Source organism: Peribacillus sp. AS_2 (genome assembly GCF_026891895.1).
GTDB classification, from domain to species: Bacteria; Bacillota; Bacilli; order Bacillales; family DSM-1321; genus Peribacillus; species Peribacillus frigoritolerans.
The window spans coordinates 107841-122018 of sequence record NZ_JAPTGA010000014.1; the positions used below are offsets into that span (position 1 = coordinate 107841).

At 42.2% G+C, this 14178-nt stretch carries 16 protein-coding genes and 1 riboswitch; of the genes, 11 read left to right on the plus strand and 5 right to left on the minus strand.

Translation table 11 applies throughout. The features are described 5' to 3' along the window. The first annotated feature begins 51 nt into the window (after nucleotides 1–51). The gene (locus OTG27_RS21515; protein WP_268938058.1) at nucleotides 52–798 is read left to right on the plus strand and encodes an alpha/beta hydrolase; all 747 of its coding nucleotides are present in this window, start codon (nucleotides 52–54) and stop codon (nucleotides 796–798) included. A 102-nt stretch (nucleotides 799–900) separates the two neighbouring features. Here the strand turns inward: OTG27_RS21515 and OTG27_RS21520 are convergent, their stop codons facing one another. Continuing rightward, nucleotides 901–1605 (minus strand): DUF421 domain-containing protein, encoded by a 705-nt coding sequence (locus OTG27_RS21520; RefSeq protein WP_268938059.1) that lies wholly within the window; start codon nucleotides 1603–1605, stop codon nucleotides 901–903. 213 nt (nucleotides 1606–1818) lie between these two features. After that, a riboswitch (purine riboswitch) is annotated at nucleotides 1819–1919 on the plus strand. A gap of 176 nt (nucleotides 1920–2095) precedes the next feature. Here OTG27_RS21520 and OTG27_RS21525 point away from each other — a divergent pair. After that, nucleotides 2096–3289, plus strand: a complete 1194-nt coding sequence (locus OTG27_RS21525) for a nucleoside transporter C-terminal domain-containing protein (RefSeq protein ID WP_268938060.1) — start codon at nucleotides 2096–2098, stop codon at nucleotides 3287–3289. A 55-nt stretch (nucleotides 3290–3344) separates the two neighbouring features. Here the strand turns inward: OTG27_RS21525 and OTG27_RS21530 are convergent, their stop codons facing one another. The 3 genes from OTG27_RS21530 to OTG27_RS21540 form a co-directional block, all read right to left on the minus strand. Beyond that, nucleotides 3345–4487: a CAP domain-containing protein gene (locus OTG27_RS21530; protein WP_268938061.1), complete on the minus strand. Its 1143-nt coding sequence runs from the start codon at nucleotides 4485–4487 to the stop codon at nucleotides 3345–3347. 39 nt (nucleotides 4488–4526) lie between these two features. Continuing rightward, nucleotides 4527–4832 carry a hypothetical protein gene (locus OTG27_RS21535; protein WP_268938062.1) on the minus strand — a complete coding sequence of 102 codons (306 nt, stop codon included), beginning with the start codon at nucleotides 4830–4832 and terminating at the stop codon, nucleotides 4527–4529. A gap of 424 nt (nucleotides 4833–5256) precedes the next feature. Then, nucleotides 5257–5628 carry a winged helix-turn-helix transcriptional regulator gene (locus OTG27_RS21540; RefSeq protein WP_063575430.1) on the minus strand — a complete coding sequence of 124 codons (372 nt, stop codon included), beginning with the start codon at nucleotides 5626–5628 and terminating at the stop codon, nucleotides 5257–5259. A 188-nt stretch (nucleotides 5629–5816) separates the two neighbouring features. On the opposite strand from OTG27_RS21540, the gene OTG27_RS21545 reads away from it, so the two are divergent. The 6 genes from OTG27_RS21545 to OTG27_RS21570 all read left to right on the plus strand — a co-directional run bounded on the left by OTG27_RS21545 (nucleotide 5817) and on the right by OTG27_RS21570 (nucleotide 11548). Next, nucleotides 5817–7022: an MFS transporter gene (locus OTG27_RS21545; RefSeq protein WP_034309369.1), complete on the plus strand. Its 1206-nt coding sequence runs from the start codon at nucleotides 5817–5819 to the stop codon at nucleotides 7020–7022. A gap of 173 nt (nucleotides 7023–7195) precedes the next feature. Continuing rightward, nucleotides 7196–8038, plus strand: coding sequence for an aldo/keto reductase (locus tag OTG27_RS21550; protein WP_048681988.1), 843 nt, complete (start codon nucleotides 7196–7198; stop codon nucleotides 8036–8038). 411 nt (nucleotides 8039–8449) lie between these two features. Further along, nucleotides 8450–9478, plus strand: a complete 1029-nt coding sequence (locus tag OTG27_RS21555; protein WP_048682014.1) for an NADH:flavin oxidoreductase/NADH oxidase — start codon at nucleotides 8450–8452, stop codon at nucleotides 9476–9478. A 157-nt stretch (nucleotides 9479–9635) separates the two neighbouring features. Beyond that, nucleotides 9636–9947, plus strand: coding sequence for a rhodanese-like domain-containing protein (locus OTG27_RS21560; protein ID WP_034309364.1), 312 nt, complete (start codon nucleotides 9636–9638; stop codon nucleotides 9945–9947). Between the two features lie 268 nt (nucleotides 9948–10215). Further along, the gene (locus tag OTG27_RS21565) at nucleotides 10216–11298 is read left to right on the plus strand and encodes a tartrate dehydrogenase (RefSeq protein WP_191928737.1); all 1083 of its coding nucleotides are present in this window, start codon (nucleotides 10216–10218) and stop codon (nucleotides 11296–11298) included. Nucleotides 11299–11362: 64 nt separating this feature from the next. Continuing rightward, nucleotides 11363–11548, plus strand: coding sequence for a sporulation protein Cse60 (locus OTG27_RS21570; protein ID WP_048682016.1), 186 nt, complete (start codon nucleotides 11363–11365; stop codon nucleotides 11546–11548). Between the two features lie 113 nt (nucleotides 11549–11661). On the opposite strand, the gene OTG27_RS21575 is transcribed toward OTG27_RS21570, so the two are convergent. Beyond that, nucleotides 11662–12588, minus strand: coding sequence for an SDR family oxidoreductase (locus OTG27_RS21575; RefSeq protein ID WP_268938063.1), 927 nt, complete (start codon nucleotides 12586–12588; stop codon nucleotides 11662–11664). Nucleotides 12589–12735: 147 nt separating this feature from the next. Here OTG27_RS21575 and OTG27_RS21580 point away from each other — a divergent pair, with 147 nt between their 5' ends. From OTG27_RS21580 to OTG27_RS21590, 3 genes are all read left to right on the plus strand, one after another. After that, entirely contained in the window at nucleotides 12736–12906 is a 171-nt protein-coding gene (locus OTG27_RS21580; protein WP_164855101.1) for a hypothetical protein, read from the plus strand. Nucleotides 12907–13134: 228 nt separating this feature from the next. Continuing rightward, entirely contained in the window at nucleotides 13135–13695 is a 561-nt protein-coding gene (locus OTG27_RS21585) for an MEDS domain-containing protein (RefSeq protein WP_106026049.1), read from the plus strand. 78 nt (nucleotides 13696–13773) lie between these two features. Further along, nucleotides 13774–14028 (plus strand): MGMT family protein, encoded by a 255-nt coding sequence (locus OTG27_RS21590; protein WP_374941279.1) that lies wholly within the window; start codon nucleotides 13774–13776, stop codon nucleotides 14026–14028. Nucleotides 14029–14178: the final 150 nt, after the last annotated feature.

Sequence of the window (14178 nt, forward strand, 5' to 3'; positions counted from 1 at the left end):
TCATTTAGATTCTATTTATCAACAAGAGCAAAGAAAGAAGGTCCTAGATAGATGAAAGTGAAAGCACCTGAATCATTCACATATATAGGTGGAAAGAGAGCAGTTCTTCTGCTTCACGGGTTTACCGGAAGTACAGGAGATATGAAAAAATTAGGGAAGTACTTAAGTGATCTCGACTATACTTGCCACGGACCTCTTTATAGTGGGCACGGAGTATCAGCCGAGGAACTTGCTAAAACTGGTCCAAAGGAATGGTGGGGAGATGTAGTTAATGGCTATAATTTCCTAAAAGAAGAAGGCTATGAGGAAATTGCAGTTGTAGGAATTTCTTTAGGGGGAGTGTTCTCATTAAAAGTGGGAATTGAATTGCCTGTAAAAGGGGTAGTTTCAATGTGCGCTCCGACGCAAGGAAAAAGTATCGATCGACAAAAGAACCGCTTGCTCAATTATGCACAGGCGTATAAGAAGTTTGAGGGCAAAGATGCAGACCAAATTGCTGCAGAAGTGAAGCTGCTTGAAGAAGAGCCAATGCCTCAACTAAAAGATGTGTTGAACATTATAAATGAGACAGGTGAAAATTTAGATTTAATCACATCTCCAACTCTTGTTCTGCAAGGGCGTTTGGATGATCCCGACTATACGGAGAGTGCTACAGCGATTTTCAATGAAGTCGATACACAACATAAACACTTGATTTGGTATGAAAAGTCTGGCCATATTATCACATTGGGCAAGGAACGTGAACAGGTGTATGAAGATGTGTATAAGTTCTTGAATACACTGAATTGGTCGGAGTAATAAGCGATATATTTGATCCCCTTTAAGTTGAACGTGTAAAAAGCTTACAGTCGTAAGTAGGCTTTACACTATACTTGAGGGGATTTTATTTTGGCTGCAAATCTATTTGTAGAAAAAGACCTTTAAGGTATCATTATTATCAAGAGTTGCCAATAAAATATCGTTCACGTCGGCATTATATGTTATTTTGATTCTGTTTTTCAGCCATGCTTCTTCTTTACCGCCCCGGTTCAATTCATTAGAATCAATCTTTCCCTCTTTAATAATCGTTTTAGGAAAAGTGAAGGCGTTTGTTTCCAGGTGCATATCTGCTGGGGTTACTGCTTCATATTGGGGATCTAAAAACAATGAAATGGTACCGTCCGGTTCCCATAGCGCGAGGGATACTTTTTGAATATCTTCTACTTTTTCCTTTCTTAATTCCGATAATAAAACATCGATGGAGATTCTGGCCCTTGCTAAGCTTTTGTAAATGATTTGTCCATTTTCGATAAGCGGAAAGGGGTCTGAGTCAAAAAAACTTCGGAGTTTTCCCCACTTAAGGCCTGCAAACACACTAATTATATATAAAATGACCAATACACTGGTTGTTATCATTGAGCCCTTCAAACCTAACTGTTCATCAGATAAAGGGTGGGCAAGAATGTTTCCAAGGATTAAAGCCATTATGAAATCAAGTAATCTTAACTGCGAAATGGACCGTTGCCCCATCAATTTAACCGAAAGAAGCAAGAAGAAGAAGGAAATGATGGCTCTTAAAATCCACTGGATTGCAGTAAGAGTTTCCTGGCTACTAAAAAAATCCACAAAAATTCACGTCCTTATTTCCAATAAAGGAGAAGTAATGGGCCTCTTTAGAGTGGGCCGTTTATAGTTTTAGTCGGCTCCTTCATAAGTATTACCCAAATTGGCCCTTCGGAGACTTTATAGACTGTTTTCAAAAAATTTATATTAATATAACAACTTTAAAACGTATTGTAATTAAAAATAAACTGATTTAAAATGATATCTTTCCTGAGAAATTTATTTAAAAAATATCCTTGTATAATATCAGTGACAATGGTCTGATAGTTTCTACCTGGCAGCCGTAATGCCGGACTACAAGGAAGTATGAAAATAGAAGAGATGAACAGGTTAATGTTGGTTCGCTTGAAAAAAGCTTGATCCTAAAAAACATGCTTCGATGAAAGCTCTTACTTTTTCACACTTTCTTGCTGCGGCTGAAGGTGTAAAAAAGTGAGGGCTTTTTATATAAAAAAAACGAATGGGAAATGATATAGCTAAAGGGGATGAAAGCATGTATTTCTTATTGAATATACTAGGTGTTTTAGTTGTTATGGGCATCGTTTACCTTTGTTCACCTAATAAAAGGAACGTTAAGTGGAAAGCCATTCTTACCTTGCTGGTTCTTGAATTGCTTATCACTTGGTTCATGTTATCGACAAAAATAGGGGCATGGGTCATCAATCTGATCGCTTCATTCTTCACCTGGTTGATTGGATGTGCGAATGAAGGGATTTCTTTTGTCTTTCCTTCGCTTATGGCAAATGAACAAGTGGATTTCTTTTTCAGCGCATTGATGCCGATTATCTTCATTATCACGTTTTTTGATGTTTTATCGTATTTCGGTATACTTACGTGGATCATTGATAAAGTGGGATGGCTCATTTCAAAAGTATCCGGTTTGCCGAAACTTGAGAGTTTCTTTTCGATTCAAATGATGTTCCTCGGAAATACCGAGGCACTTGCCGTAATCCGCATTCAACTTAGTGCGATTAAGGATCAGCGTCTTTTGACATTTGGAATCATGAGCATGAGCAGCATCAGCGGTTCAATCATTGGAGCCTACCTGTCCATGGTACCGGCAACCTATGTTTTTGTAGCGATACCTTTGAACTGCTTAAATGCCTTGCTGATAGCTAATATGCTGAATCCCGTCGATGTCAGTAAAGAAGAAGACGTCGTTTATGTACCTTCTAAAGAGGAACGTAAAGATTTCTTTTCCACCATTTCCAACAGTATGTTGGTTGGGGCCAAAATGGTCTTCGTCATCATGGCAATGGTTATCGGCTATGTGGCGTTGACGGCTAGCGTAAACGGCATTTTCGGTTTCTTCGTGGATGGATTGACCATTCAAAAGATTTTCTCTGTCATTTTTAGTCCATTTGCATTCCTGCTAGGATTAACTGGACATGATGCCATGTATGTCGCTCAATTGATGGGAATCAAGCTTGCCACGAATGAGTTCGTTGCCTTGCTCGATTTAAAGGATAAAGTCAGTACACTGCCTCCGCATACAGTAGCCGTGGCTGTCACTTATTTGACGTCTTTTGCCAACTTCAGTACAGTGGGCATGATCTACGGAACATTCAATTCCATCCTCAATGATGAGAAATCGAACATTATCGGAAGGAATGTTTGGAAGCTGTTGGTTAGCGGGATGGCTGTTTCCCTGTTAAGTGCCATGGTCGTTGGATTATTCGTTTGGTGATTTAAAACGGGCATCTGAAAAAAGCTGTGCAGGATTTTCCATGCACAGCTTTTTCTTATTTAGTCAAATAATTCTCTGTATAATATGGTTTATTTTCCTCATCGAAGGCAACTCCGACACCGAGGGATTCAAAATCTTTCTGTAATTTGTTTTCCCTGTGTCCAATGGAATTCATTAGGCCTTCATGGGCAAAGATACTGCTATTCTGACCGGCTGCCAGGTTTTCCCCCGCCATTCGGAAATTGATTTTGTCATCTTCCATCCGGTCAAAAGGGGATTCCCCTTCAAGGTTTGTATGGTTGAAGTATTGATTCACGGCCATATCTGCACTATGATCCTGGGCGGTGACCTTCACTCGTTCATCCCATGTTAGTACGGAGAGATTATGATTGACCCGTGATGCATTGGTCAAATCGAATAATTGATATTCAAAGCCCTTCTTTAATTCGGGGCCGGCTTCTGCAAAATAGCCGCTCTTTTGCTTTTCGAGTTTTGCGTCGATGATTTGGATTGCCGTGACTGTATTTTTTTCATGTTTGTCATAAAAAATGGTCACATAGCTATTATCCATTTCGAACATATCGTATTCGCCGCCGTCACTTCGAATCTGGTAATAGACGTTTCCTTTAAGCAGTTTTGTTACTGGCTCCGCCATTTTCCCCGTCACGGTTTCTTTGGGGGTACCGCGTTTAATGCCTTCCTTTGAGGAAATCAAATCTTGGTTCGTATATAAACCAACAACTTTATTGTTGTTATCGTAGGCAACCATGAAGAAGTTTTGATAATTTTCGTGATAGGCAAACCAGTCCACGCCATATTCATTCCGCGTATTCCGCTTAGCTTTACCAGCCATTTTTTCTACATCATCCTTCGTGTCGCCAATTTCGATATTACGGACTGAAAAGGATGCATCAGCAGGTGCTTCCAGTGCCGGTTTTTTCACTTTTTCCGTTTCCTGAGATTCTTTTTCAGAAGCGGTATCCAATGTTTCCGTCAGCGAGCCAATCAGGCTGCTGACTCCTGTACTCAGTTTTTCCAAGGCTGTCGTGACCTCGGGCCCGTTTATAAATGAACGAACATCTGATGCAAAGGCACTAACCCCCGCTTTGAATCCAGATTCCTGAATATCTTTACCATATCCATACCATAATCCAGAGAGTAGGAGTATGAGGACCACAATATTAAACAATTTACGCAAATCGTTCACTCCTGCTCTATCCAGGATATAGAATCCCGATTAATGAAAGTCCGTCTGCAGCATACTTAAAACAGGTGGGACACCTAACAAAAATAGTGAACACATAATGAGTGTTTGCGAGACCATTTTTGGAAGCTTTTCCTTCCCTTTTCCCGAATACCAGCCACTGAACTGAAGTTTATTTCTATACCAGACGAATAATAAAAGCAGTATCGCAATCGAGCCTAGCCAGCCATACTGAGTCACTTCCAAGTTTATATATATGCCGTTTACAATGCTCGAAATGATTGTTCCGGCTATCCCGAATATTAATATGATGCGTACCAATTCTAATAAGACTTTCATATGTCACTCCTTGGTTTCCCTATTATACTTCGTCGATTACAAAATAAAAAATTTAAATGTTTGGTTTTACATATTATACCAAAAATAAAGAGGGGAATAAAACAGGTAGCTCTTTCGAAGGTGAAGTTTTCATTATTAGTTAGGCTGTTTTCACATACTTTGTTGCTATTTACCAGGTAGTGAGTTGTGGTTGATTTCCCCTCCAGATGCTCGCTTTCCTTGGTGCGGGCGGTGTGGCTCCTCGGCGTAAACACCTGTGGGGTCTCATCTGTCCCGCTGCTCCCGCATGAGTCTCACACTTCCGCTCCAATCAACCTTAAATAGTTTCGTTTTAAAAACAACAATCTTTATGAAAAAGAGCCATTAGTTAAGTCTTTATAAACAAAAAAAGATTAGCCATTGCGCTAATCTTTTTCATTTGGGATTACTTTAATTGATCATTCAAGACACTTTCCTCGAGAACGGAAAACTTATCACCATACACCTTTGTTATGTGGTTTTCCCCCCATGTACATAGTGCGGATAGGATACTTTCCAGGCTTTTTCCATACTCACTAAGTTCATATTCCACTTTTGGAGGGACTTGGTTGTAAACGATCCGGTTGATGACTTCGTCCTTTTCCAACTCCCTCAACTGTTGGGTCAACATTTTTTGGGTGATGTTCGGCATAAGGCGCTTCAATTCACTAGTCCGCTTTTTCCCGTGGGTCAGATGGCAGAGGATCACGCATTTCCATTTTCCGCCCATTACTTCAAGTGTCGCTTCAACGGATATATTGTATTTCTTTTTTTGCATGATTTGCATACTCTCCTTATTTTATAGGTACTAAAAGGTGCCTATATCACTTTAAAGTACGTACTGTTTTTTATTTGTATTATATCTCATAATAACATTTGCACACCGAATTCCACTGTACCATTTATAAAAAAAGTTGCTCAGGCAATTTCAATGATAGTACAAAATGACAAGAAGGAGAAGAGGATATGATTTCAAATAAAAATAGAAGTACATGGGCATTGCTGGCTTTGGCGATCAGTGCCTTTGCGATTGGAACAACTGAGTTCATCAGCGTGGGATTATTACCACTCATTTCTAAGGATTTACACATTACAGTGACAACGGCGGGACTGACGGTATCCTTATACGCTTTGGGGGTCATGTTCGGGGCACCTATCCTGACATCACTGACATCGAATATGTCGCGTAAGACTTTATTGCTTTGGATAATGGTCGTGTTCATTATCGGAAATGCATTAGCGGCTTCTGCGACCACGGTCGGTGTATTATTGATCGCGCGTGTCATTTCAGCGCTTGCACATGGTATCTTCATGTCAATCGGCGCTACGATTGCCGCTGATTTGGTCCCTGAAAACCGCAGGGCGAGTGCCATCGCCATCATGTTTACAGGTCTGACGGTGGCAACGGTGACCGGAGTTCCTTTTGGAACCTTCATCGGTCAGCAATTCGGCTGGAGATTCGCTTTCATCATCATTGTGGCAATCGGCTTGATCGCTTTCATCGGAAACGGCATCCTAGTCCCATCGGATTTAAGAAAAGCGGCACGGACCACTTTCCGTGACCAAATCAAATTGGTGACGAATGGGCGTTTGCTGCTAGTATTCATCATTACGGCTTTAGGGTATGGCGGTACATTCGTTGTCTTCACGTACCTGTCGCCATTACTTCAGGAAGTGACAGGGTTTAAAGAAGGAACTGTGGCCTTGATTTTGTTAATATATGGAGTAGCCATAGCGATAGGAAATACCCTTGGCGGGAAATTCGCCAATCGCAATCCTATTAATGCCCTATTCTATATGTTTCTTATTCAGGCCATTGTACTTGTGGTGTTGACTTTCACGGCACCGTTCAAGGTAGCTGGTTTAATTACGATCATTTTAATGGGATTGTTTGCATTCATGAATGTTCCGGGGCTTCAAGTGTATGTCGTCATGTTAGCGGAGCGTTTCGTGCCGAGTGCAGTGGACGTGGCGTCAGCCATCAATATTGCCGCCTTCAATGCGGGTATCGCCATTGGTGCCTACTTAGGAGGGGTGATTACGGATTCGATCGGATTGATCCATACAGCGTGGATAGGTGGAGTCATGGTGTTTGCAGCAGTGATTTTAACAGGATGGAGCCGGGCCCTGGAAAGTAAAGACCGTACCAAGGGAACGGACAAAATAGCATAGGATTAAAAAAGTGATGCATCTTAGAAAAAGCATGCTATGCGTATAGGGTATCAATGAAAAGTATCATTGCATCCCTTCAGCGAATGATGGAAGGTTCCCTGAAGGGATGTAATGATACTGATACTTAAAGCGCATTACAATCTATAAAAACAATCATTTGGAGGTAGAGTATTATGGTGAAAAACTTACAAGATACAACTACATTGCATAACGGCGTCAAAATGCCTTGGTTCGGATTGGGCGTATTTAAAGTGGAAGAAGGACCGGAGCTGGTAAATGCAGTTAAAGTGGCCATTAAACATGGTTATCGCAGCATCGATACGGCTGCCATTTATGAAAATGAAGAAGGGGTCGGACAAGGGATTCGTGAGGGCTTAAAAGAAGCTGGAATCTCAAGGGAAGACTTGTTCGTAACATCCAAAGTCTGGAATGCCGATTTAGGCTATGAATCGACAATTGCAGCTTACGAAAAAAGCTTACAGAAACTTGGCTTGGAGTACCTGGATTTATATCTTATCCATTGGCCAGTGGAAGGAAAATATAAAGAAGCTTGGAGAGCGTTGGAAACTCTATATAAAGAAGGAAAAGTGAAAGCGATCGGTGTGAGCAATTTCCAGATTCACCACCTAAAAGATTTGATGGAAGATGCAGAAGTGAAGCCGATGGTCAATCAAGTGGAATGCCATCCGCGTTTAACTCAAAAAGAAGTTCAGGCATTCTGTAAGGAACAAGGAATACAACTTGAAGCATGGTCTCCTTTGATGCAAGGTGAACTTCTTGATAATGAAGTTTTACAAGCTATTGCAACCAAGCATGGCAAATCTGTTGCACAAGTCATTTTACGCTGGGATTTACAAAATGGGATTGTAACGATTCCGAAATCAACTAAAGAACATCGTATTGTCGAAAACTCAACTGTATTCGATTTCGAATTGACCGAAGAGGAAATGAACCAAATTGATGGATTGAATCAGAATCACCGTGTTGGTCCAGATCCTGATAATTTCGACTTTTAATTATTAGGAAGGAGAGGGACGAGATATCCTTCTGAGTTTATAGACTAAAGAGGACATATCTTTTAACACAAAGTTGATTGGAATGTAAGGTGCGAGACTCCTGCGGGAAAAGCGAGTCAAAGGGAGACCCCGCAGGCGCTTGCGCCGAGGAGGCTCCCGGACCGCCCGCGGAAAGCGAGTGCCTGGAGTGAAAATCAACATTCATATTACACTCCCTTAAAAAAATGTAGGCGATCTTAATTATTCCAGTTTGTTCACAGTCGGGGAACGGGATATCCGTCTTTCTCTTTTTTTATGAATTTCGCACCGGAATTTACACTGAAAGCTTGGGAAATCCGATTAGTTGACACAGTATTACTGGGATGATATAAATGCATGTGCATGCATTATATAAAAAGGAGATGAAGAATGATGAATGATTTATTTTCACCTTATCGCATAAAAGAACTTGAACTTAAAAATAGGATCGTCATGCCGCCGATGTGCCAATACTCCGTCGAAGCGGAAGATGGTATACCAACGAACTGGCACCAGCAGCATTATGTAAGCAGGGCAGTTGGCGGCACGGGGTTAATTATAGTTGAAATGACCGATGTGGAGCCTGATGGGCGCATTTCGAATCGCGATCTTGGATTATGGTCCGACGATCAAATTGGGGCTTTCTCCAACATCGTTAAGGAAGTTCATCAATACGGTGCAAAAATTGGGATACAAATTGCCCATGCAGGCCGTAAAGCGGAGGATGCGGAACCGCCGGTGGCACCTTCAGCCATTGCGTTTGATGAAACGTATAAAACACCAAGAGCTTTAGAAACGGAAGAAGTGAAGGAAATGGTCGATAAATTCCGGGCATCGGCCAGAAGGGCAGTTCAAGCAGGATTTGACGTAATCGAATTACATGGTGCACACGGGTATTTAATCCACCAATTCACATCACCGCTTACGAATAAACGTGATGACGAATATGGAAGGGACCTGACTAAATTCGGAGTGGAAGTCATTAAAGCAGTGAAAAGCGAAATGCCTGCCGACATGCCTTTAATCATGCGCATTTCTGCAAAAGAATACGTAGAAGGCGGATATGGCATTGAAGAAAGCATTGCATTTTCACAAGTCTTTAAAGAAGCAGGCGTCGATATGTTCCATGTAAGCTCTGGAGGAGAAGGCCCGATTGGAGCAGACGGAAGACCAGGTACACATGCCAGCTATCAAACTCCGTTGGCCAGGGAAATCAAAAAAGCTTTGGATATTCCGGTGATTGCTGTAGGTCGTTTAGATGATCCGATTCTAGCAAATTCAATCATTGGCAATGAAGAAGCAGATTTGGTCGCCATCGGCAGAGGAATGCTGCGAAACCCTTATTGGGCACTTGAAGCATCTAAAGCTTTGAATATAAAAACGGAGATCCCTAAACAATATCAACTGGGATTCAAGCATTGATACGGATTTTTTAAACGCCGGCGAATATTATATTCGCTGGCGTTTTTCCATTCAGTGCATGAGGGGATTTGCATATGCGAATCCATTACGTGATGTTTGACTGGAAATTTTGCTATAATGAAAAAGATAAATCAAACGATAATTCGAGGTGCTAATTATGGAAGAAATCAAAATCATTACAACGGAAGAAGTGGAAGCTAAACTTGAGGCAGGAGAAGCGATGGAACTTGTCGATGTTCGTGAAGACGAAGAAGTGCAAGAGGGGATGATCGAAGGCGCGAAACATATTCGCATGAATGATATCCCGGCGAACCTTGACTATTTTGATAAAGAAAAAGAATATATCTTTATCTGCCGTTCAGGACGCCGGAGTGAAAATGTATGCCATTATCTTCAGGAACAAGGATATAAAGTGGCAAACATGGTTGGCGGAATGCTTGAATGGGACGGCGAAGTCATCGTTAAGTGAAGCTCTTCAAAAAGGCCTGTTACTTTTGTAAGCGTAAATCCAGGAATGTGACGGCTTATTTGAATGAAGAAAGAAAAAAGATCATGGTTTGTTCACAATGCCGTGAATATGCGGAAAGACGTGCATATTTGAAGTCGTGAAAACAAAGAGTCCTTTCATCATGAAAGGACTCTTTTTTCTATATGAACCTCACTTACGGGGATGCAAACGTTTTATGTTAAAATTAGGGTGCTGAAGTCAGAAAATATAGAAAAAGGAGAGTTGGAGAATGAATGTTCATAAAATTGCGGTCATTGCGGGTGACGGGATTGGCCCTGAGGTGATTAATGAGGGTGTAAAGGTCCTTAAAGAAGTGGCGGCCATTGCTGGTGATTTTTCTTTCCAGTTCACCTATTTTCCATGGGGCTGTGAATATTACCTTGAGCACGGGAAAATGCTGCCCGACGATGGACTGGAACAACTGATGAAGTTTGACGCCGTGTATCTGGGGGCTGTCGGTTATCCTGGTGTCCCGGACCATATTTCCTTACGTGAACTTCTGCTGAAGATCAGAAAGGGATTTGACCAATATGTGAATGTTCGACCCGTTAAATTGCTTCAAGGTGCACCGTGTCCATTAAAAGACGTGACTCGTGACCAAATCGATATGATTGTCATCCGTGAAAACAGTGAAGGGGAATATTCCGGTGCCGGTGATTGGCTTTTTAAAGGCAAGCCGGAAGAAGTCGTCCTGCAGACGGGGGTCTTTTCACGAAAGGGAACCGAGAGGATCATCCGTTATGCTTATGAACTGGCGCGCAAGACAGGAAGGACGCTAACGAGTATAAGCAAGGCGAACGCATTGAATTATTCAATGGTTTTTTGGGATCAGGTTTTTGAAGAAATTGGACAGGAGTTTCCGGAAGTAGAAACGAATTCCTATCTGGTCGATGCGGCAAGCATGTATTTTGTTAAACAGCCCGAACGGTTTCAAATCGTTGTCACCTCCAATTTGTTCGGTGACATCATAACGGATTTAGGTGCTGCCATTGCAGGCGGGATGGGACTGGCGGCCGGTGCCAATTTAAACCCGGAACGGATTTATCCTTCGATGTTCGAACCGATTCATGGTTCAGCCCCGGATATAGCACATCAAGGCATCGCCAATCCACTTGCGGCCATATGGTCTGCCAGTCAGATTCTCGATTTCTTTGGACATGAGGTTTGGGGTGCGAAAGTGTTGGACGTGATTGAACAGGCGATGGTCGATAAAAAGGTGCTGACTCCTGATATGGGCGGGGCAGCTTCTACAGAGGAAGTCGGGGATGAAGTGGTTAAAATATTATCCGCTTCACTAAAAAATCAAGTATAAAAATCAAGTGAAAAGGGCATCCTGCACAATAACTATCATTATAGTAAAAGGGCGGGGAGAGCCGATGATACAAGTGAAATTATTTGATTATGAGCATGAAAAGGATCTAGAGGATGAAATGAACTTTTTCCTGGAAGACATTCGTGATAATCAAATCGTCGATATCAAATACAATGTCGCCACTACAGGTGAAGAAGAAGAGGAACAGATCTACTGTTTCAGTGCGATGATCATCTATAAAAAAAAATAAAGGCCGGCTGGCCCTATAATCAATAATGGACTACCTATTGCTTGCTGACGGGCAATCAAAGGTAGTCTTTTTCCGTCTTGACTTCCTCGGAAGGGTCATGTTCGTTGTGGAAATTAGGACGATGTCGCTTCCCCGCCATTGACATGAAGTGTTTGTCCTGTCACAAAACGGGAATCATCAGAGGCGAGATAGACAAAGGTGGGAGCCAGTTCAAATGGCTGGCCTTGACGCTCCATCGGATTATCGACTTGTGTCACTTCGTCTGCCGAGAAACTTGCCGGGATGAGGGGTGTCCAAAACCTTCCGGGCGCAATGGCGTTCACCCGGATGCCTTGATCGACAAGACTGTTTGCCAAGGCACGGGTAAAACCAATGTTGGCCCCTTTAGTCGCCGTATAATCAATTAATTGCTTATTCCCATTAAACGTCACGACAGAAGATGTATTAATGATGGAGGACCCAGCTTTTAAATGGGGAAGGGCAGCACGCGTCGTGTAGAAGTGGGAATAGATATTCACTTTAAAGGTATCGAATTGCTCATCCGTAATATCAAGCAAGCTTAATTGCTGAAATTGAATGCCCACGTGGTTACAAAGAATATCGAGCTTTCCAAATGTTTCGATGGTGTCTTCCACGATATCGATGCATTGCTGCTTATCCCTTAAGTCCCCAGGCAGCAGTAAGCAACGTTGCTCAAGCTCTTCAATTCTCGTTTTAGTCCGATTGGCATCCTCATGTTCATCCAAATAAGCGATGGAAACATCTGCCCCTTCTTTAGCAAAAGCGATGGCAGCCGCAGCGCCAATCCCACTGTCTCCGCCAGTTATCAATGCGACTTTACCTGTTAATTTCCCGCTGCCCCTATAATTGGGGTTTTCGATGATGGGCCTGGGCACCATTAATTTTTCTACACCGGGTTGTCGAAATTGTCGTTGCTCCGGAACCGTGATGGGTACGTCTTGATAACGGGTGATCTTCCCATAATTCGGATGCATGGGATAGCTTTTACCGGATGATTTCTTTTTATTATCTTCTGCCATGAGAGGTCCTCCTAATAAAGAATTTAGTCGGATTACTTTATGATGATCAGGCATATGCCGTGCATGAAGAACATGTATCGGGACGGGCTCGTTGCCGTGCGGCTCGAATATGCTGAAGGGGAGAAAAAAGTTTTTGGAGGCCTCTATATGCCATATTATTATAGCGAAGAAGTGAAGTGGTTATTGGTCGAACAATCGGATGAAAAGGTGGAGTTGTTATATGACTCCAACCCAAATACCTTTGAATTGCCGCTTATTGGACCAAGACCGCCATATTATTATAACCCGCGCTATGTGCCGTATTATCCCGTGATTTAAGAGTAATGGGAAAATGCATGAAGTACGGAGTCTGCCGGATTGGGCTGCCTAGGTCTTTTAAGAGTGGACTGAAGGCAGCCATAATTCGACTTAACTAAATTCCAAGTCTTAACATGTCATTAGGAAAAACTGATTATATTCTTCTATGAATTTTACAAACACGGAGATAATGGGTAAAGTTATACATAATACATAGTACGGACTGGTGTATTAAAGGAGAGATTCATTTTGGATAATAAAATGAAACAATTAATAGAAAATATACAGCAGTCGGATGGTGGCCATATTTTATACTGTTTTAATGAATTGGAGTCATACATTGAAAATGAGGCAACTTTCATCATTACCGGTGTTCAACAGGGAGACCATATCCTGGTCGTCGAAAACGACCGAATCTTTCCTTTCGTGTACAAGAAATTGCAGCTTCATTTAAATGAGGAGCAATTGGAGCAAGTGCACCTTATGAATAATTTTGATTTTTATTGTTTTCATGGAGACTTCCATCCTTCGACGATGGTTGATTATTTCTTGGAAAATATCGATGTATACACTAAACGCAATCAGCACATCCGGACTTGGGGCCATGTTGAATGGGGCCATGACGATCAAGTCAGCTTTGCGATAGGCGAATATGAAAAAGGGATCGACAAATTGATCAAGGAAAGAGGATTGATTTCTGTATGTGCATACGATGACTGCAGAGTGCCTGCCGAGCTTAAAACAAACTTGATCAAACATCATGGAATCCTGATTACCGATGAAAAAATCACGATTTTTGCAAACGGATAGAATAAAGGGGCGGGGCATTTGGAAAGTTTTACTGAACGGGTCATTCATATCATACAACGAATCCCCTCCGGTAAAGTGATGACATATGGTCAGATTGGACAGCTCGCCGGAAGTCCGCGCGGTGCAAGGCAGGTCGTTAGGATCCTTCATTCTAGCAGTAAAAAACATGACCTTCCATGGCACCGGGTGATCAATGCCAAAGGTGAAATCGGCATAAAAGCGGAGGGCGCTGCAGAACACCAGAAGGCGATGCTCGAGAGTGAAGGCATCACGTTCACGGGCCGGAATACCATTGACCTCGAAGCATATCGCTATCATCCAGATATATTTTAAACGCATAGCCGGACTAATAGTGGCGGGCGCGGGTTTGGACGAAAAAGTACAGTGAAGGCCAAAACAAGAGCACCTACACCAGAATCAAAGCCTAACGTACACGAAGTATAGGCTTGCGAAATCGCCGTAAAAGAGGCTGATCCAAGCGGA

What these genes read in the sequence shown, in the direction of transcription:
- OTG27_RS21515 (WP_268938058.1), top strand. Translation starts at nt 52, where the DNA reads ATGAAAGTGAAAGCACCTGAATCATTCACATATATAGGTGGAAAGAGA.
- OTG27_RS21535 (WP_268938062.1), bottom strand. Translation starts at nt 4,832, where the DNA reads ATGAAAGTCTTATTAGAATTGGTACGCATCATATTAATATTCGGGATA.
- OTG27_RS21525 (WP_268938060.1), top strand. Translation starts at nt 2,096, where the DNA reads ATGTATTTCTTATTGAATATACTAGGTGTTTTAGTTGTTATGGGCATC.
- OTG27_RS21540 (WP_063575430.1), bottom strand. Translation starts at nt 5,628, where the DNA reads ATGCAAAAAAAGAAATACAATATATCCGTTGAAGCGACACTTGAAGTA.
- OTG27_RS21555 (WP_048682014.1), top strand. Translation starts at nt 8,450, where the DNA reads ATGAATGATTTATTTTCACCTTATCGCATAAAAGAACTTGAACTTAAA.
- OTG27_RS21575 (WP_268938063.1), bottom strand. Translation starts at nt 12,588, where the DNA reads ATGGCAGAAGATAATAAAAAGAAATCATCCGGTAAAAGCTATCCCATG.
- OTG27_RS21580 (WP_164855101.1), top strand. Translation starts at nt 12,736, where the DNA reads ATGCCATATTATTATAGCGAAGAAGTGAAGTGGTTATTGGTCGAACAA.
- OTG27_RS21550 (WP_048681988.1), top strand. Translation starts at nt 7,196, where the DNA reads ATGGTGAAAAACTTACAAGATACAACTACATTGCATAACGGCGTCAAA.
- OTG27_RS21570 (WP_048682016.1), top strand. Translation starts at nt 11,363, where the DNA reads ATGATACAAGTGAAATTATTTGATTATGAGCATGAAAAGGATCTAGAG.
- OTG27_RS21590 (WP_374941279.1), top strand. Translation starts at nt 13,774, where the DNA reads ATGACATATGGTCAGATTGGACAGCTCGCCGGAAGTCCGCGCGGTGCA.
- OTG27_RS21545 (WP_034309369.1), top strand. Translation starts at nt 5,817, where the DNA reads ATGATTTCAAATAAAAATAGAAGTACATGGGCATTGCTGGCTTTGGCG.
- OTG27_RS21565 (WP_191928737.1), top strand. Translation starts at nt 10,216, where the DNA reads ATGAATGTTCATAAAATTGCGGTCATTGCGGGTGACGGGATTGGCCCT.
- OTG27_RS21560 (WP_034309364.1), top strand. Translation starts at nt 9,636, where the DNA reads ATGGAAGAAATCAAAATCATTACAACGGAAGAAGTGGAAGCTAAACTT.